Source organism: Acetobacter oeni (assembly GCF_011516825.1).
Taxonomy (GTDB): domain Bacteria; phylum Pseudomonadota; class Alphaproteobacteria; order Acetobacterales; family Acetobacteraceae; genus Acetobacter; species Acetobacter oeni.
On the sequence record NZ_WOTA01000001.1, the window covers coordinates 110,362 to 128,876 of the forward strand.

The window sequence follows — 18,515 nt, forward strand, 5'->3', positions numbered from 1 at the left end:
TTTTTTGAGACACGAGCAGGGGAACCTGATGACACTTCCAAAAGGAGTCCTTTCGATATTGTAATAACAGTCAGCCGGCCGGAGGGCCTCCGGTCCGAAGGGCATCCGACATAACGCCGATGCGATCCAGAACGGCGTCAAGAGCTGTCCAGTCGTTGTCGGTGCTCAGCGCAGACCACAACGTCTCAACCGTTCCGATCAGCATGTCACAAGGTATTTCAGAATTGAAATATATGTGACTAACAGTAACACCCGGAGCAGGCTCCCGGGCATCAAGCAACGCACGAACAGGCTGAAAATCAGGCCGGGAATAAAACGCAGCCTGCGGAGAAGCCATGGCCCGTCCGGCACTGACAGTGCCACCATACCAGTCAAACGGGAGGGCAGGAAAGGGTATTCCGGACTCTTCCATGAACAGCGTGACCGCATGACGCAGAGCGCGATCATCATCCGTGCTCCGCGCAGCAACCCCCAGCCTGCGGCACCAGGCCACGTCGAGTTCTGATTCATACAGAGCAGGAAAGGCGGCAAGAATTTCGCTCAGAGAAGCATGAGGGGCTGTCTCCAGAAGACATTCGGCCAGCCGCGCAAGAGACCACAGCAGAGCCTGCGGCTGCCGGCCGTAAGAATACAAACCGCTGTGATCGAAATAAGCCGCTACGAAATCCGGTTCGAATCGCGGCAGAAACCGCCACGGACCGTAATCGAAGCTCTCTCCGGTGATGGCAATGTTATCGGTATTCAGAACCCCATGCACAAATCCAGCAGCCATCCATTGCGCCCCGACCCGCGCAACCTTTGCACAGACCGCCTCAAAGAGAAGCAGCGCGGCGTTGTCTTCCGCTCCGACCGTGATGTCCGGATAGTAAGTCTCCAGCACATAGGTCACCAGCTTCGGGATCTCCGCCGTGTCACCCAGAGCCGCCAGCCGCTGAAAGGTGCCGATCCGGATGTGGGAATGACTCAGTCTTACAAGAACGGCCGAACGGGTTGGCGACGGTTCGTCATGCCGCTCCAGATTTTCGCCGGTCTCGATCAGACTGAAAGCGCGGGACGTTTCGACCCCAAGCCCTTCCAGCATGGAAGCCGCCAGAATCTCACGCACACCGCCTTTCAGAGTCAGCCGTCCGTCGCCGCCGCGTGACCACGGTGTGCGGCCGCTGCCTTTCGTACCGAGGTCAAGCAGCCGCCCGTCGCTGTCACGCAACTGTGCAAAGAGAAAGCCGCGCCCGTCGCCAAGATCCGGATTGTACTGACGAAACTGATGGCCGTGATATCGCAGCGCCAGCGGATGCGGCAGAGAACCCGGCAACGGCGAGAACCGGCCAAAATGGTCAACCCATTCCGTGTCCGTCAGCGTGTCGAGGCCGACAGTCGCCGCCGCTCTCCGGTTCCTGTAGCGCAGAATATGCTCGGGAAATGTCGCCGGTTCCACGACATCGTAAAATATATCGCCAAGCTTCGTATGGTCTGTCGCTGGCCGGTACGCAGGTGAAAATGGCATCGGATCATCTCTCCGGCAAATCTATTGACTTCATGTATGACACTTCTGCAGTGTCTGAAGGGCCAAAACAAAAGAACAAGCGGTCGCTTCATGAAAATCTTTAACATATTGCTGCTGGCCCCGTTTGCGGGCCTGCTCTGGGTGCCCTTCTATAACCTGCAGGGGCCGGTTCTGTTCGGATTTCCTTTTTTCTACTGGTATCAGTTTGCCTGGGTGCCTGTAACGTCTGTGCTGATCTGGCTCGCCTGGAAAAAGGGAGCGCGGGCATGAACGGAGTTCCGGCTGCGGACACGCTTGCCCTTGTTGTTTTTATCGCATTTTTCGGCATCACAATCATCCTCGGAAGTACCGTCTCGCACTGGCGAGGCCTGCTTTCAGGCGGAAAAAAGAAATCTCCTGCTCCCGGTTCGTCCGGCGGGCATGGGCAGGACGCTCATGGCAATGAAGACTGGGGGCTGGGCGGTCGTCAGTTCGGCCCCTGGATCACATGGTTCCTGGTCGGCGGCGATTTCTACACAGCCTATACCGTGATCGCTGTTCCGGCTCTGGTTTACGCTGTCGGTGCGTATGGGTTCTTTGCGCTTCCATACACGATCATCGTCTATCCGTTTATCTTCGTCGTCATGCCGCGTCTCTGGAAAATAGCCCGCGACGGCGGCCATGCGACGGCCGCCGATATCATCCGCGCCCGCTTCGGCAGCCGCACCCTGGAACTGGCTGTCGCCATTTCCGGCCTGGTTGCCGTCATGCCTTATATTGCTCTCCAGCTCATTGGCATCCGCACCGTCGTGCAGGCCCTCGGTCTGCCCGGCGATATTCCACTGGTAATCGCGTTCGTGTCGCTGGCGGCCTACACCTGGCTGGGCGGCCTTCATGCACCGGCATTCACGGCCTTTATTAAGGATGTGATGATTTATATTGCGGTCATTGCAGCCGTCACCCTCGTTCCTCTTAAACTTGGTGGCTACGGGCATATGTTCAGTCTGATGAATACTATTCTGCCGCCACCCGACGATACGCATGTTCTGAAACCCGGCCAGCTTGTGCCTTACGCCACGCTGGCCCTGTCCTCGGCACTGGCAGCTTTCCTTTACCCGCACACACTGACGGGCATTCTGGCTGCGAAATCAGAAAATACGGTGCGTCAGAACGCTGTCTATCTGCCGATTTACACAATCGTGCTGGGCCTGATCGCCATGCTCGGGATGATGGCGCACGTGGCGGGAATCGACACGCAGATAAGCTCGCTGGTCGTTCCGCTACTGTTCCTTAAGCTCTTTCCGGACTGGTTTGCCGGCTTCGCTTTTGCCGCAATCGCCATCGGCGCGCTGGTTCCGGCTGCGGTCATGGCCATCGGCGCAGCCAATCTGCTGACACACAATGTCCTGCCGAAACGCTGTGACACCGTCACAGGCAGTCGTGTCGCGGCTTTTGTCGTAAAGCTCGGGGCATTGCTCTGCGTCCTGTTTCTCAACGCGCAGTTCGCCATTGACCTGCAATTGCTGGGCAGCGTCATTATTCTGCAAACATTCCCGGCGCTCGTTCTTGGCCTCTTTCGGATCAGTTATTCTGTCATCGGAATGACAGCCGGGTGGGCGGCGGGCATGGTCACCGGCCTCGGAATATGCTGGATGGATGGTCTCAGGCCAGTCCACACCCTGACTTTCTCCGGCTATTCCGAACTCGTTTCAACCGGCCTCATTGCCCTCGCCGTGAATATCACCGTGGTCGCAGTCTTTACGGCGCTCCGGCATTTTGCTCCCGGAGCAGCGATCGCAAATCAGTCCGCTAAATAATCGGTCTGAGTAAAATCCGCGAGACCCGCTTCCATCGGGTCCGCGCGATTTCCAGATCAACCCTGACCGTAGATATCAACTCCGGCCTTTCGGTGCTGACTCCGAATTGTTGCTGTCCGGTGCAGAGTATTTTTCTGCGGGACATGCAGCTCCGGCAACCGGACCGTGTTCGCGCATCCTTCGGGAAATAACGCCCGGATTGCATCGTCATTCCATCTCACATGCAGCAGCCCGTGCTCGTCCGAGGGAACGTCCGCGGCAATGCCGCGTAATATTTCCAAAGGCAGAGCCATGAAAACATCGGCGGTCCCCGAGGCTGTCGAACGGGTGTCGCATGCTTTGCCCGAGACGCGGCCACCGGAACCGGAAAGGACATTGCATGAGCGATGACAACGAAACGCATGACAGCGCCCGTCGTACTCTGTTCAAAGTCGCGGGCGCTGCCGCCGTTGCCGGTGTTCCGCTGGTCGCCGGTAACAGGGCAGCCGCACAGAATAGTGCCGCAGCTCCGGAAGGACATCCGGGCGGTGCCGGACCGCTGAAAGATCCGCGTGAGCTTTACGTGCATTCGCCGTTCCAGGCGCAGCCGCAGCCCTGGCCCGGCCTCGCTTCGAAAATGATCCCGCGTCCCGACCATGGCGAAACAACCTATCGCGGAAGCGGCAGGCTGGCAGGGCGTAAAGCTCTGATCACAGGCGGAGATTCCGGACTCGGACGCGCCACCGCGATCGCCTACGCCAGAGAAGGTGCCGATGTCGCGATCAACTATCTTCCGGCTGAGGAAAGCGACGCCCGTGAGGTCGGTGAACTCGTGCAGCAGGCAGGACGGAAATTCGTCGCACTGCCTGGCGATATCCGTCATGAGTCTTTCTGCAAAAAACTCGTAAAGCAGGCTGCCGATAAGCTTGGCGGTCTCGATATCTTTGTTAACTGCGCCGGACGTCAGCATGCCTATGACGATGTGCTCGAGCTGACGACGGAAGATTTCGACTGGACCCTGAAAACCAATCTCTATGCCCTGTTCTGGCTGACAAAAGCCGCCGTTCCGCTGATGCCACCCGGCTCGGCCATGGTCTTCACCAGTTCGACAAATGCCTATAATCCGTCGCCGAATATCCTCGATTATTCAATGACAAAGGCCGGGATCGCTGACTACGCCAAAGGTCTGGCAAAACAGCTCATTCCCCGGGGAATCCGTGTCAATGCCGTAGCCCCCGGGCCGTTCTGGACAGCGCTGCAGGTCAGCGGTGGCCAGTCCATGGCAAATGTCGAGAAATTCGGCGATTCCGTTCCGCTCGGGCGCCCGGGGCAGCCTGCCGAAATCGCGCCGGTCTTCGTCATGCTGGCTTCGACCGAATCCAGCTACATGACAGGCCAGGTTGTCGGCATCAACGCCGGAAACGGCCTGCCCGGATAAGGAAAACTCCCTGATGTCCTGCAAAGGAGACTGGCAATGACCGACCCGGCGAAAGCCGCGACGGAATGGCATGGTGTCATGCCAGACGCGGAACTTTCTTCCGACACGCCCGCGCGCGTCATGGTAGGCGAAAAACCGATCCTCCTGATCAGAACATCACAGGAGCATGTGCGGGCGTTCAGTGCCGAATGTCCGCATAAAGGCGCTCCGCTGGAAAAAAGCGCGGTCTGTAACGGGCGCATCGCGTGTCCGTGGCATAAAGCCGAGTTTTCACTCCATGACGGCAGCCTTATCGAACCTCTCGCTCTTGATCCCCTGCCACAATATCCGGTGAAAATACAGGAAAGCGAGATTTTCATTGGCGCGGATCCGCTGCCGGTGCGCCCCGCGCCATCATCGCATGAAAATGAACGAGTCATCATCGTCGGTGGCGGTGCGGCCGGGACAGCGGCCGCCGTTTCCCTGCGCGAGTTCGGTTTCAATGGCTCCGTCACCATCGTGGATGAGGATACAACCTCTCCCTATGACCGGCCAGCGCTCAGCAAAACCGTCCTGGCCGGGAAAACAAAAACAGGAAAACCCCCGGCACTCCGACCGGAAGATTACTGGCGGGCACACCGCATAGAGCGTGTCAGCGGCACCGCAAAAAGCATGGAACCCGGATCGAAAAAGCTGACTCTGACAGACGGCCGGACCATGGAAGCTGATCACCTTCTGCTGTCTCCGGGCAGTGTCGCGAAACGACCGGATATACCCGGCGCCAGTCTCGATGGTGTGTTCACCCTGCGTCATGAGAAAGATGCTGAGGCGATCATGGCCCGTATTGAAAACGGCAGTGGGCGCGTTGTTGTGTGCGGCGGCAGTTTTATCGCAATGGAAGCTGCGGCGGCCCTGCGGATGCGCGGTCTGGATGTAACGGTCATTGCCCCCTCAGACGTGCCTTTCGCACAGATCTTCGGCGAAGAAGCAGCCCGACGCCTGATGAAGCTGCATGTCGAAAAAGGCGTCACCCTTCTTACCGGTCGTCGCGTTCGCGCCGTCACAGGGCAAGGGCAGGCCGACGGCGTCACTCTTGACGATGGCACTCATGTCCCTGCCGATCTGGTCATTATGGGCGTCGGCGTTATACCTGCCACAGAATTTACCGGTGCTTTGCGTGAAAAAGACGGAGGCATCAACGTCGATGATCATATGCTGGCGGCTCCGGGAATTTATGTCGCGGGCGACGCGGCCCGCTTTCCTCACAATGGTGGCCGGACCCGCATCGAACACTGGCGCACTGCGGAAGTTCAGGGCCGCCAGGTGGCCCGCTCAATCATGAAACAGCCGCAGGTTTTCGATCAGCTGCCCTGGTTCTGGACACAGCAGTTCGATGCCAAACTCGAATACGCGGGCTACCAGGAAGAATTTGATCACGCTGCTTTCGAAGGCGATGCGGAAAAATTCGATTTTACCGTCACGCTGACCAAAGCCGGCCGATGGGTCGGGACCGTTACAGCCGGGCGCCCGAAAGTCACCGGTGAACTCGTATTGAAAGGGCCGCCCGGAAAGCCCGCATGATCCCGTGGCTGCCATGATCGCCATACGGGTTTGCACAGAAGCCATGGCACCACCCGTTGCCGCGTGATATGCACCCGGTCCATGACCGTCCGCACGCGCTTTGCCCCATCGCCCACCGGCCTGCTGCATATAGGCAACGCCCGGGCCGCCCTCTTCAATTTCCTCTATGCCCGCCACCACGGCGGTCAGTTCCTGCTCAGGATCGAGGACACCGATCGTGAACGCTCCACGCAAAAAGCCGTGGATGTCATCTTCGCCGGCCTGAAATGGATGGGCATCACGGCGGACGCCGAGCCCGTCTTTCAGTCCACCCGGATGGAGCGGCATAAAGAAGTCGCGCTCCAGCTGCTCGAAGCCGGTAAAGCCTATAAATGCTTCTGCACGCCGGAAGAGCTGAAGCAGATGCGTGAGCAGGCCATGGCTGAAGGCCGTCCGCCCCGCTACAACGGTATGTGGCGTGATCGTGACCCGTCCGAAGCGCCTCCCGGCACACCCTATGCTGTCCGCATCAAAGCCGATCACGCAGGTGAAACCGTTATCGAGGATCTCGTGCAGGGCGAAGTGCGTGTCGCCAATGCCGAGCTCGATGACATGATCATTCTGCGCTCGGATGGCACACCCACCTATCAGCACGCCGTTGTCGTCGACGATCATGACATGGACATCACCCACGTCATCCGTGGTGACGATCACCTGACAAATACCTTCCGTCAGCTCATGATCTACCGCGCAATGGGCTGGGATCAGCCCCGTTTTGCCCATCTGCCGCTGATCCATGGCCCGGACGGTGCCAAACTCTCCAAACGGCATGGCGCACAGTCGGTCGTTGAGTTTCGTGACGAAGGCTATCTGCCGGAGGCGCTCTGCAACTATCTGCTGCGTCTCGGCTGGGGACATGGCGATGCCGAAATCCTGTCCCGCGAAGAGCAGATAAAACTGTTCGATCTGGACGGGGTCGGACGCTCGCCGTCCCGGATGGACTATACCAAGCTCACGCATGTCAACGCCGTCTATCTGCGCGAGGCCGATGATGAGCGCCTCACGAACGATGTCATGGAGCGGCTGACGGGCAGGGAAGGGGTCGATACCGGCCCCGTCACGCGCGAGCGCGTCCTGAAACTCATGCCCGGCCTGAAAGAGCGCGCCCGGACACTCGTCGAACTGGCCGACAGCGCAGCCTTCCTCGGGCGTCAGGTTCCGCTGATCTTCGATGCGAAAGCGCAGAAGCATCTGACACCGGAAGCCCGGGCCATGCTGGGTGAACTGGCTCGTGCCCTGGCCGTCGTGGATCCGTTCAGCACCGGACAGATCGACGCGGCTCTCCGCCAGTTCGCCGAAACGCACGGCCACAAGCTCGGCCAGGTCGCTCAGCCTCTCCGCGCCGCGCTGACCGGCACGACAACCTCGCCGGGGATCGACGCCACCGTCGCCGCTCTAGGCCGTGATGAAGTTCTCTCCAGGATCGGAGCCCTCCGGAATGGCTGAGGGCCGGGCCGGAGACTCCCGTTTTTTCGGCACATCAGGCCGCCACCTCCTGGGCGTGCAGGGTATGCACCCCAGCCAGATCACTCCGATTCTCGATCTCGCCGACACTTATGTGCTGATGAACGGCTCGCGGAAAACGCCCCGTGACCGCCTGCGCGGTCGTACGCTCATCAACCTCTTCTTCGAAGACAGCACCCGGACCCGGACCTCCTTCGAACTGGCAGGCAAACGTCTTGGCGCCGACGTGGTCAACATGACCGTCGCGCAGTCCTCCGTGAACAAGGGCGAGACCCTGCTTGACACAGCGGCAACGCTGAACGCCATGCGGACCGACCTGCTCGTCGTGCGTCATTCCCAGTCCGGCGCCCCGGCGCTGCTGGCTCAGAAAGTCGATGCCTCCGTGATCAACGCGGGGGACGGCACCCACGAACATCCCACCCAGGCCCTGCTCGACGCGCTGACCATCCGTCGTCATCTCGGGCGGATCGAAGGCCTGACCGTAGCGATCTGCGGTGATGTGGTTCACTCGCGCGTCGCCCGCTCAAACATCCATCTGCTCTCCGCCATGGCCTGCCGCGTGCGCGTCGTCGGCCCTCCGACGCTGGTTCCGGGCGCGATGTCGGCCCTGGGCGTCGAAGTCCATCACACGATGGAGGAAGGTCTGCGAGATGCCGACGTCGTCATGATGCTGCGGCTCCAGCGTGAGCGGATGTCGGGCGGACAGGTGCCCAGCGCCCGCGAATATTTCCGGTTCTACGGCCTCGACCGGCGCAGGCTCGAACTGGCGAAACCCGGGGCGCTCGTCATGCATCCCGGCCCGATGAATCGTGGTGTGGAAATTGACAGCCAGATCGCCGATTCCGACCAGAGCGTTATTCGTGAGCAGGTCGAAATGGGAGTTGCCGTCCGTATGGCCGTGCTGGACCTCCTCGCACGCGGAGCCCGCTCATGAGCACGCGCTTACCCGCCCTCGTCTTTGAAAATGTCAGACTGATCGATCCGGCGAGCGCACTCGATCAGCCCGGCCGGCTCCTTGTCCGTGACGGGCTGATCGCCGGGATCGATCACGCGGGAACCGAGGGAACGCCGGAAGGCGCTACCGTCATAAACGGCGGTGGCGCGGTATTGTGCCCCGGACTCGTCGATATGCGCGTCGAGATCGGCGAACCCGGGCACGAATACCGGGAAACGGTCAAATCCGCCTCCCGCGCGGCTTTTGCCGGCGGCATCACGACAGTCGCTGTCCTGCCCACCGGCACACCGGCCATCGACGATCCCGCCATGGTGCGCCTGCTCAGGTCCCGTGGCGAGGAGCAGGGTTATGTCTCAATCCTGCCGTACGGCGCGCTGACCAAAGGTTGCCGTGGCGAGGAACTGGCGGAAATCGGACTTCTGAGCGAAGCCGGAGCCGTCGCTTTTACCGATGGCGCCCGGGCCGTCAGCACCGCACGGCTGATGAAGCTTGCACTCACCTATGCCAGGGGCTTCGGTGCTATGGTCGTGCAGCATCCGGAGGAACCCAGCCTCGCCGGTTCCGGCTGCGCAACGGATGGCGAACTGGCACTCCGCCTCGGTTTGCCCGGCATCCCGACAGCCGCCGAAGCCATCATGATTGCCCGTGATATCAGGCTGGCCGAAATGACCGGTGGACGCCTGCATTTCGGCCACGTCTCGACAGGCGAAGGCGTGGAACTGATCCGCCGCGCCAGAGAGCGGGGGCTTTCCGTCACCTGCGATACTGCGCCACAGTATTTCGACCTGAATGAAAATGCGATTGGCGATTTCCGTACCTACGCGAAGTTCTCGCCCCCGCTCCGCGCCGAGGCCGACCGCCTGGCTATCTGTGCGGCGCTCGCGGACGGTACGATCGATGCCGTCGCCTCCGATCACACCCCACGGGACGCCGATGACAAACGCCTGCCGTTCGCGCAGGCCGCCGCTGGTGGAACCGGACTGGCCACGCTGCTCGGGGTCACTCTCACGCGGTATCACGACGGCACGCTGTCTCTTTCCGAAGCGCTGGCGCTCCTGACCAGTAAACCGGCCGCGCTGCTCGGTCTGACGGGGGCGTCGCGTCAGCGTCCCGCCGGCACGCTGGAAACAGGGACACCCGCCGATCTCTGTCTGTTCGACCCCGATCGCGCCTGGCGTGTCATCGCCAGTGAATTGCCGGGACATGCCCGGAACACGCCGTTTGACGGTCGTGCCCTCGAAGGTAAAGTGCTCGGCACCTGGAAAAACGGTATTCGTGTATTCGGAGCCGATACATGAATTTTTTCGAATCTCCGGCGACACTCATCGGCGCCGTTGTGCTCCTGTCCTATCTGCTCGGCAGCATTCCGTTCGGACTGGTGCTGACCGCCCTGTCAGGTGGCGGCGATATCCGCAGGATCGGTTCAGGCAATATCGGCGCGACGAATGTTCTCCGGTCCGGCCGGAAAGATCTGGCTGCGGCAACTCTGGCGCTGGATGCTCTGAAAGGTATCGTCGCTGTCATGGTCGCCTGGATCATGTGCCCGCCGGAACTCGCTGATCGTGCGACGGCAACAGCGGCAATTTTCGCCGTGATCGGACACTGTTTTCCTGTCTGGCTCGGCTTCAGGGGCGGAAAGGGAGTCGCAACCGGCCTCGGCGTTGTCTTCGCGATGTCGCCGCTCGCCGGCGCCGCCTGCTGCCTGATCTGGTTTCTCGGTGCGAAAATCACCCGTATTTCGTCGGCAGGCGCCCTGCTGGCATTCTCCGCGATGCCATTCATCCTGTTTTTTCAGTACGGACACTCCTTTACAGATTCCGCAAAGCCACTGGCCGGGGTTTTGATCGCGCTGGTGATCTTTCTCAGACACCGTGAAAATATTGTCCGGCTGCTGAGCGGACGCGAGCCCCGAATTGGTCAGTGAAACGGTCATGGTGTCCGGGGTCTGCGCATGAATCCTGATCTGCCGGCTCTTCTCAGGCTTGCACGCACGGAAAACGTCGGACCCGTTACGTGGCGCCGTCTCATGGTGGAATACGGAACCGCGGAACAGGCGCTCGCAGCCTTGCCCGAACGGGCGCGCCGTGGCGGACGGCGAGGACCGTTACAGATTGCCAGTGAAGCATCCGTCGCAAAAGAAATTGAAGGTGTTCTGGCGCTGGGCGGCAGAATTATCACTCTCCACGACCCGGAATATCCCCCGCTTCTCGCTGAACTGCCCGATTCGCCGCCGGTTCTGACTGTGCTGGGCAACCCGGCCTGCCTGACCGCGCGCAGCGTCGGAATCGTCGGTGCCCGAAACGCATCAGCAGCCGGTATGCGGTTCACCGAGAGCCTCGCGACCGAATTGTCCCGCGAGGGCATAACCGTCGTATCTGGCCTGGCCCGCGGCATAGACGGCGCCGCACATCGCGGTGCGCTGCATGGGGCTTTTCCGGACCGGGGGGGAACCGTAGCCGCCATCGCCGGTGGAATCGATGTTGTCTACCCACAGGAGAACACAGCCCTGCAGGCACGCATCGCGGCGGAAGGGGCTCTTATCACCGAGGCGCCACTCGGAACCGTGCCACAGGCCCGGCATTTTCCACGCCGGAACCGGCTGATCGCCGGATTATCGCTTGGCACCGTCGTCGTTGAGGCCGCGGTACAGTCCGGCAGCCTGATTACCGCCAGGCTGGCGGATGATTACAGCCGTGCTGTCTTCGCTGTCCCGGGTTCGCCGCTTGACCCGCGCTGCCGGGGCAGCAACGACCTGCTCCGGAGCAAAAATGCTCATCTCGTGGAGAATATCGCTGATATTCTTCCCTGGCTGAGGCATGAGTCTCCCGGCAATAACTGGCTGTTTTCCGGCTTTTCAGAACGTCAGGCCCCGTGGGGCGAGCGTGGTACGCAGACACTGTCGGGACTTGACACGGTGCGTGACCGGGTGCTGTCGCTGCTGTCCTACACGCCCGTCACGGTTGACGATCTGGTCCGGCACTGTCAGTTCTCCGTTTCTGCGGTCCTGTCGGTTCTGACTGAACTGGAGCTTGCCGGGCGGGTGGAATCGCTCCCTGGAGGGGCCGTTGTCCTGTTGGTGCCGCCTGAAACAGAATGACGTAAGTCCGGGTTTCAGGGCGGCTCGGAGAGAGCATGACTGACGTCGTCGTGGTTGAATCGCCTGCCAAGGCAAAGACAATCAACAAGTATCTTGGGAGCGGTTACACGGTCCTGGCATCGTTCGGGCACGTGCGCGATCTGCCGCCCAAAGACGGCTCCGTTCGTCCGGACGAAGATTTTGCCATGAGCTGGCAGTCCGATGAGCGCGGCATCAAACAGGTCGCCGCGATCGCCAAAGCCCTCAAGGGCGCTTCGACACTGTATCTTGCGACTGATCCGGATCGCGAGGGCGAGGCCATCTCATGGCATGTCAAAGCGATGCTGTCCGAGAAGAACGCCCTCAAAGGCGTTGAAGTCAGACGCGTTACTTTCAATGAAATCACAAAAAGCGCCATCAAAACCGCAATGGCGCACCCGCGCGATCTCGATATGCCGCTTATCGAGGCCTATCTCGCTCGCCGTGCGCTCGATTATCTGGTAGGCTTCACACTCTCGCCCGTCCTGTGGCGCAAACTGCCCGGCTCGAAGAGCGCAGGCCGTGTGCAGTCGGTCGCGCTGCGTCTGATCTGTGAGCGCGAAGCCGAGATCGAAGTCTTCAAAAGCCGTGAATACTGGACCGTCGGCGCGACGTTCATGACTCCGGCAGGCGCGCCGTTTACCGCAAAACTGACGTATCTGAACGGGAAAAAACTCGACCAGTTTGATCTCGCCACAGAGGCCGACGCCGAAGCCGCGCGTGACGCCGTCCTCGCGGGAACATTCGCCGTCCGGTCGGTCGAGCGTAAAAAAGTCCGGCGCAACCCGCCTCCGCCATTCACAACCTCTACCCTTCAGCAGGAAGCTTCCCGCAAGCTCGGCATGGGCGCGCAGAACACGATGCGCACGGCACAGCAACTGTATGAGGGCATTGACCTCGGTGGCGATACGGTTGGTCTGATCACCTATATGCGAACCGACGGCGTTACGATGGCCGGCGAAGCCATCGCCGATATCAGACGGCATATCGGCCAGGATTTCGGTCCCGGCTACGTTCCGCCGCAGCCGCGTGTTTACACGACAAAAGCCAAAAACGCGCAGGAAGCGCATGAAGCGATCCGCCCGACCGATGTGAGCCGTACACCTGCCTCCGTAAGCCGCCACCTCTCCGACGAGCAGCGACGTCTCTATGAGCTGGTCTGGAAGCGCGCCGTGGCCAGCCAGATGCAGTCCGCCGAACTGGATCAGGTCGCCGTCGATGTGGCGGATGTGCCGGGTAAAACCGTTCTGCGCGCCACGGGTTCAATCATCGCTTTCGACGGCTTCCTGAAACTCTATTCAGAAGGCCGGGACGAGTCAGACAAGGCTGCGGACGACGACAGCCGCATGCTGCCGCCGATGAACGAGCGCGATCCGCTCGGGCGCGGAGACGTGAAGGCCGAGCAGCACTTCACACAGCCGCCTCCGCGTTACTCTGAAGCGTCGCTGGTGAAGAAAATGGAGGAAATCGGCATCGGCCGTCCTTCCACCTATGCTTCCGTGCTGACCGTGTTGCGGGACCGGAATTATGTCCGGCTGGAAAGCCGCCGCTTCATTCCGGAAGACCGTGGCCGGCTGGTGACGGCTTTCCTCGTCTCGTTCTTCGAGCGCTATGTAGATACGCAGTTTACCGCGGGTCTGGAAGAGCAGCTGGATGACATCTCCGGTGGCCGGGTGGACTGGCGCGCCGTCATGAGCGCATTCTGGGAAGCCTTTTCCGCAGCGGTTGCCCAGACCAAAGACCTGACGATTACCGAGGTAATCGACGCCCTCGATCGCGATCTCGGTCCTCACTTCTTTCCGCCGAACGCGGACGGTACCGATCCGCGTCATTGCACGGCCTGCGGCACCGGGCGTCTCGGCCTCAAGCTGGGTCGTTACGGCGCTTTCATAGGCTGCTCAAACTATCCCGAGTGTCAGTACACCCGTCGGCTTGCGATCGACAGCGGCGAAGGTGACGGCGGCGAGGGCCTGAAGGATGGCATGCGCGTTCTGGGTCAGCACCCGGAAACCGGAGAAGACATCACCCTTCGGCGCGGCCCCTGGGGCCTCTACGTGCAGCAGGGTGAGCCCGATCCTGAAGACAAGAAGGCAAAACCGAAGCGGGCCTCCCTGCCGCGTGGCCTGGACGGGGCAACCATCACACTCGACCAGGCCGTCGGGCTCCTCAGCCTGCCACGTATTATCGGTATCCATCCGGAATTCGGGGAGCCGATAGAAGCAGGCCTCGGACGTTTCGGCCCTTACGTGAAGATGGGCGGCATCTACGGTTCTCTCGACAAAGACGACGATGTTCTCAGCGTTGGCCTGAACCGCGCCGTGGATGCGCTCGCCAAAAAAATGGCTTCGATCCGCACGCTTGGAGTCCATCCGAAGGACGGTGAGCCGGTTCTTGTGCGTAAAGGCCGCTTCGGCCCGTATGTTCAGCATGGACAGGTGGTCGCCAATCTCCCGCGCGGCGAGAGCATGGACGACACAACACTCGACGGTGCTCTCACCCTTCTGGCTGAAAAGGGAAAACCGCTGAAAGCAAAAAGCGGAAAGACCGCCGCGAAGAAGACGGCGAAACCGAAAGCGAAAGCGAAAGCTGCGGCAACAAAGAAGGCCGACGGCGAGACAGCCAAAGCGAAGCCCGTAAAAAAGAAAACCACGCCCGCCGCCAAAAAAACGGCAAAGCCGAAAACGCCGCGTCGTTCGACGGCTAAAGCCTCAGCGGACGCCGACTGAGGCCAGATCCGGCAGACGCGGCGCGTCAGGTTGTGAAGAGGCACCGGTCAGCCGAAGCTGATCGGGAGGCGCTGCTCGATGTAATCCGCGCCGCTGAAGAACCCCTTTCGCCAGGCGAACTGCTTCGGGCACTGGGGCCTGCCGCGCCCCAAAAGGCGCCGCTGCGTAAACTTATTTACGCTCTGGCGCTCGACGGCGCGTTCTGCGACCCCGCGCTGGCAGGGAAAATTCGCGGCATTCCTGATCTGCCGCTCGTCTGCGTCGTGGTTGTCACGAGAAGCGGGCAGGGCGGCAATGCGATCGCCAGACCGGACGAACCTGTCACATTCATCCGTCAGAGCGGCGAAGAACACCATTCACCGGTTATATTCATGGCCCGGGAACTTCCGGGGCGGCCAGCCCTTGTTGTCGGTACCCGTGTTCTCGCACGGCTGAAGCCTCTGGGGTCCGGACGGTTCGAGGGGCGAACCCTGCGTGTGTTCAACGCGCCGGCGCTAAAGCTGACCGGCATGCTGAAATCATCCCCATCAGGCTATTTTATTGAGCCTCTTAATTTTCGCCCCGGAACGGCATGGTCTGTATCGCCGGACGATATATCCGGCGCCAGGGCGGGTGATTTCGTCGTTGCGGTGCCAGTTTCAAAAACCGCGGCATTTGTCACACGCAGACTGGGGCGAAACGATATGCCCGATACAGTCAGTTTGCTGAGTATCACGACCCATGACCTGCCCGAAGCCTTTCCCGGGGACGTGCGGGTCGAAGCTGCCGCCTGCGAAACGATCGACGGGTCGGAGGCTGTCTCAGCCGGACGGGAAGATCTGCGTCATATCCCGTTCCTGACCGTTGACGGACCGGACGCCCGCGATTTTGACGACGCCATATGGGCAGAGCGTATCACCGGCGGTTTCCGTCTGAGAGTCGCTATCGCCGACGTGGCGCATTATGTGCGGCCCGGATCGGCTCTGGATCGCGAGGCGCGTGATCGCGGATTGTCCGTTTATTTCGCGGATCGCGTTATTCCGATGTTGCCGGAGCGGCTCTCCGATGATCTGTGCTCGCTCCGTCCGGGTGCAGATCGTCTGTGCGTTATGTTCGAAACAGTTATCGACGCAACAGGTCATCCGCAGTCATTCAGGATACGGCGCGGCGTCATGAAAAGCCGGGCGCGTCTGACCTACGCTCAGCTTCAGCAGATTCACGAAGGCCATAAAGCAGCTCCCGATGATCTGCCGCCGGATCTGATCAAAACGCTTTATGCCGCTCACGCCGCGTTATCTGCCGCGCGTGAGAGTCGTGATATTCTTCTGGTCGAACGCAACGAATTCCGGACGACAATCGCGTCAGATGGAAAAACGCTGATATCAGGCGCAATGCCAGTGTATGAAAGTCACCGGCTGATCGAAAATTTCATGGTGCAGGCTAATTTCGCGGCCGCTCGCGAAATGAAAGCAAGAAGCCTGTCTGGTCTTTTCCGTATTCATCCTACGCCGGCCGGACCGGAACAGGTTCGTCTGGCTTTCAGAGCCGGAACGTCGGACAGGGCCGGACAAAAAAAGCCCCTGCTTCCAAACGCACTGTACAGCGCGGCGCCATCCGGACATTTCGCTCTCGATCTTGAAGTCTACGCTCATGTCACAAGCCCGATCAGGCGCTATGCAGATCTGGTCTGTCATCGTGTTCTTATGGGTGAAACCGGAATCGGATCACCTGATGAGGCTTCGCGATACGACTGTCTCGCGCGACATCTCGATGCGCGGGAGGCCCGGGCTGCCAGCGCCTCGCGCGAGGCACAGGACCGGCTGCTCGCCTGCTATCTGTCACGACAGACTCATCTGATTTTTGCAGGCCATGTCAGCGGCGAGACCCCGTCCGGCACTCTGGTCACATTGACGGAACCCGGGCTTACCGGTCTGCTGGTGTCTGACGTGGCAGTCTGCAAAAACATGACATTCGATTCGAACCGGACGAACAAAGAATTTCACGATGGTGGCAGGATTTCTCAGGCATCGCCGGGTTTAGTCTTTCCAAAAAAAGGAACGGCTGTGTACGTGCGCCCGGTCGCGCTGGATGTCGCCACGTTCCGATGCGTTTTTGTGCTGGCAGACAGACAGCCATGACCAGGGCCGCTCTTCTTTTCGTCGCGGAACACACGATTCAACTCCGCGTGCGAGCCAGCCCCACCTTCAGCCGGTCTCTGCACATGGCTGCTCCGGCGGTTATTCTGATTCTCTGGCTCGCAGGGGCGGCTTACGGACAGAATGTTTCCTCCCGTGACGATGGTGGAGCCGGCGCGGATAAAGCCACAGGTCATCCCCCGGTTCCTGCTGTTCTGCTGCCTGCGTCTTCCGCCGGAACAGCAGCACAGGACATTTCGGCGGCATCGGGAAAGGCCGGTCAGACAGAACCCCCGATCACGGGACCTCAGATTGACGCCAGCCTGCTGCGATCAGTGATCGCAACGGGCATGGAATTTCTGGGGCCGCGCACCCTGCAACCTTACACGCCCCGGCAATTCAGCCTGTGGGGGCTGGGCGGTGTCAGTTCACTCGATCCGTCATTTCGCGTGCAGGAAGGACCGTCAGGTATTCAGCTCATGATCGGACAGACAGTCCTTTTAACCCGCGCGACGCCACCGGCTGAAGACGTGCGGGGCTGGGCCGATGTCGATACAGCCTTTCTGGCCACGGCCTGGGAGCACTCGGACACTATCCGCACTGCCGGGCTCGATGGTCTGACACAGAGCTTCTTTGATGAACTGTTCAATCATCTCGACCCGTATTCACGCTACGTCGCCCCGCTTCCCGCAGATCATGATCGTGAAGCCAGAAGCGGGACAGACGGTGATGCCGGGCTGTCTTTCGGTGAAGCCACCCGCTCCGTCAGAACGCGTTCAGGCAAAGGTCACAATAAAGAGCAGCGCATCATTGTCGTAACCGCTGTCAATACAAACGGACCGGCCTGGCCCGCGGGCATTGATGTCGGAGAAGAAATCATTGCCGTGAATGGCCACTCCGTAGCCGGCTGTTCCGCCGCCGACGTCGCCGGGCTGGTAAAAGGTGAGCCCGGGTCCACCGTGTCACTGAAGCTGGCTTCCTCCCCCGGTGGCCATGTGCAAACCGTCTCTCTTCAGCGTGAACAGGTTCCGCCGGAAACCGTATTCGCGTTTACGAGCGGCCCCCTGGTTGTTCTCAGGGTCACCTCTTTCTCCACAGAGACCGCTGAGGAGATGAGCCAGTATCTCGATCAGGCCGTTCAGGATCACCGCCTCAAAGGATTGATTCTCGATCTTCGCGGTAACCGGGGCGGGGTTCTGCAACAGGCTGTCACAGCCGCCGCTCTCCTTATGGATCGCGGTGTCGCCGTGGTGACACGGGGGCGTGATACTCAGGCCAACCATGTCTGGGCCGTGCAGGGCGGCGATATGACCAGTGGGCTGCCCGTCGCCATTCTCGTTGACGGCAGAACCGCGAGCGCGGCCGAAATTCTGGCCGCCGCTCTTGCTGATCATCATCGTGCCGTCATCATCGGCAGTGCGACACTCGGCAAAGGGCTGGTGCAGACGGTCGCTCAGCTTCCTGACAGGGGCGAACTCTTCGTGACGTGGAGCCGGGTCATCGCACCGGGCGGCTGGCCCCTACAGGGGCTGGGGGTCATGCCCCAGCTCTGTACAAGCAGGGGCGCTGCCGATGCACAGCGGCAGCTGGAGGCCCTGAATGCCGGGCATGCGGCCGATTCCGGCCCCGTCAGTCAGTCACGCCAGTTGCGCTATCCGGTGCCGGTGTCGCGCATCCTGGAAATCCGCAAATCATGCCCCGCCGCGCTGGGCGGTGATATGGATCTTGAACTTGCCCGCGCCGTTCTTGAAAATCCGACAGCTTACCAGGCCGCTCTGGCCATGGTACCAGAAGATGACAGTGTGGAGCTTGGAGCAGAATGACC

Annotated in this window: 13 protein-coding genes; 12 read left to right on the forward strand and 1 reads right to left on the reverse strand. The window is 60.6% G+C overall.

Annotated features, from left to right (window positions below; genetic code table 11):
- Positions 1–70: 70 nt before the first annotated feature.
- Positions 71–1,504 (reverse strand): protein adenylyltransferase SelO, encoded by a 1,434-nt coding sequence (locus GOB90_RS00465; RefSeq protein ID WP_146885293.1) that lies wholly within the window; start codon positions 1,502–1,504, stop codon positions 71–73.
- A 90-nt stretch (positions 1,505–1,594) separates the two neighbouring features.
- Here GOB90_RS00465 and GOB90_RS00470 point away from each other — a divergent pair, with 90 nt between their 5' ends.
- From GOB90_RS00470 to GOB90_RS00525, 12 genes are all read left to right on the forward strand, one after another.
- Positions 1,595–1,774 carry a DUF3311 domain-containing protein gene (locus GOB90_RS00470; RefSeq protein WP_146885295.1) on the forward strand — a complete coding sequence of 60 codons (180 nt, stop codon included), beginning with the start codon at positions 1,595–1,597 and terminating at the stop codon, positions 1,772–1,774.
- The gene (locus GOB90_RS00475; protein ID WP_146885297.1) at positions 1,771–3,300 is read left to right on the forward strand and encodes a sodium:solute symporter family protein; all 1,530 of its coding nucleotides are present in this window, start codon (positions 1,771–1,773) and stop codon (positions 3,298–3,300) included. Before GOB90_RS00470 ends, GOB90_RS00475 begins: the two co-directional genes overlap by 4 nt.
- Positions 3,301–3,679: 379 nt before the next feature.
- Complete coding sequence (locus GOB90_RS00480) at positions 3,680–4,717, forward strand: SDR family oxidoreductase (RefSeq protein WP_173571855.1); 1,038 nt, start codon at positions 3,680–3,682, stop codon at positions 4,715–4,717.
- A 36-nt stretch (positions 4,718–4,753) separates the two neighbouring features.
- Positions 4,754–6,277 (forward strand): FAD-dependent oxidoreductase, encoded by a 1,524-nt coding sequence (locus GOB90_RS00485; protein ID WP_146885299.1) that lies wholly within the window; start codon positions 4,754–4,756, stop codon positions 6,275–6,277.
- Between the two features lie 81 nt (positions 6,278–6,358).
- Positions 6,359–7,762, forward strand: a complete 1,404-nt coding sequence (gene gltX, locus GOB90_RS00490; RefSeq protein WP_146885301.1) for a glutamate--tRNA ligase — start codon at positions 6,359–6,361, stop codon at positions 7,760–7,762.
- Entirely contained in the window at positions 7,755–8,714 is a 960-nt protein-coding gene (locus GOB90_RS00495) for an aspartate carbamoyltransferase catalytic subunit (RefSeq protein ID WP_146885304.1), read from the forward strand. Before gltX ends, GOB90_RS00495 begins: the two co-directional genes overlap by 8 nt.
- Entirely contained in the window at positions 8,711–10,033 is a 1,323-nt protein-coding gene (locus GOB90_RS00500) for a dihydroorotase (RefSeq protein ID WP_146885306.1), read from the forward strand. The genes GOB90_RS00495 and GOB90_RS00500 overlap by 4 nt, the downstream gene beginning before the upstream one ends.
- Positions 10,030–10,659 (forward strand): glycerol-3-phosphate 1-O-acyltransferase PlsY, encoded by a 630-nt coding sequence (gene plsY / locus GOB90_RS00505; RefSeq protein WP_146885308.1) that lies wholly within the window; start codon positions 10,030–10,032, stop codon positions 10,657–10,659. Before GOB90_RS00500 ends, plsY begins: the two co-directional genes overlap by 4 nt.
- Before the next feature lie 27 nt (positions 10,660–10,686).
- Positions 10,687–11,832 (forward strand): DNA-processing protein DprA, encoded by a 1,146-nt coding sequence (gene dprA, locus GOB90_RS00510; RefSeq protein WP_146885311.1) that lies wholly within the window; start codon positions 10,687–10,689, stop codon positions 11,830–11,832.
- 35 nt (positions 11,833–11,867) lie between these two features.
- Positions 11,868–14,576, forward strand: a complete 2,709-nt coding sequence (topA, locus tag GOB90_RS00515; protein ID WP_146885313.1) for a type I DNA topoisomerase — start codon at positions 11,868–11,870, stop codon at positions 14,574–14,576.
- 32 nt (positions 14,577–14,608) lie between these two features.
- Positions 14,609–16,693, forward strand: coding sequence for an RNB domain-containing ribonuclease (locus GOB90_RS00520; RefSeq protein WP_146885315.1), 2,085 nt, complete (start codon positions 14,609–14,611; stop codon positions 16,691–16,693).
- Positions 16,690–18,513, forward strand: a complete 1,824-nt coding sequence (locus GOB90_RS00525) for a S41 family peptidase (RefSeq protein WP_242011703.1) — start codon at positions 16,690–16,692, stop codon at positions 18,511–18,513. Before GOB90_RS00520 ends, GOB90_RS00525 begins: the two co-directional genes overlap by 4 nt.
- Positions 18,514–18,515 lie beyond the last annotated feature (2 nt).

Coding starts and splice junctions, on each gene's coding strand:
- gltX (WP_146885301.1), top strand. CDS start 6,359: ATGACCGTCCGCACGCGCTTTGCCCCATCGCCCACCGGCCTGCTGCAT.
- GOB90_RS00495 (WP_146885304.1), top strand. CDS start 7,755: ATGGCTGAGGGCCGGGCCGGAGACTCCCGTTTTTTCGGCACATCAGGC.
- plsY (WP_146885308.1), top strand. CDS start 10,030: ATGAATTTTTTCGAATCTCCGGCGACACTCATCGGCGCCGTTGTGCTC.
- dprA (WP_146885311.1), top strand. CDS start 10,687: ATGAATCCTGATCTGCCGGCTCTTCTCAGGCTTGCACGCACGGAAAAC.
- GOB90_RS00500 (WP_146885306.1), top strand. CDS start 8,711: ATGAGCACGCGCTTACCCGCCCTCGTCTTTGAAAATGTCAGACTGATC.
- GOB90_RS00525 (WP_242011703.1), top strand. CDS start 16,690: ATGACCAGGGCCGCTCTTCTTTTCGTCGCGGAACACACGATTCAACTC.
- GOB90_RS00485 (WP_146885299.1), top strand. CDS start 4,754: ATGACCGACCCGGCGAAAGCCGCGACGGAATGGCATGGTGTCATGCCA.
- topA (WP_146885313.1), top strand. CDS start 11,868: ATGACTGACGTCGTCGTGGTTGAATCGCCTGCCAAGGCAAAGACAATC.
- GOB90_RS00475 (WP_146885297.1), top strand. CDS start 1,771: ATGAACGGAGTTCCGGCTGCGGACACGCTTGCCCTTGTTGTTTTTATC.
- GOB90_RS00480 (WP_173571855.1), top strand. CDS start 3,680: ATGAGCGATGACAACGAAACGCATGACAGCGCCCGTCGTACTCTGTTC.
- GOB90_RS00465 (WP_146885293.1), bottom strand. CDS start 1,504: ATGCCATTTTCACCTGCGTACCGGCCAGCGACAGACCATACGAAGCTT.
- GOB90_RS00470 (WP_146885295.1), top strand. CDS start 1,595: ATGAAAATCTTTAACATATTGCTGCTGGCCCCGTTTGCGGGCCTGCTC.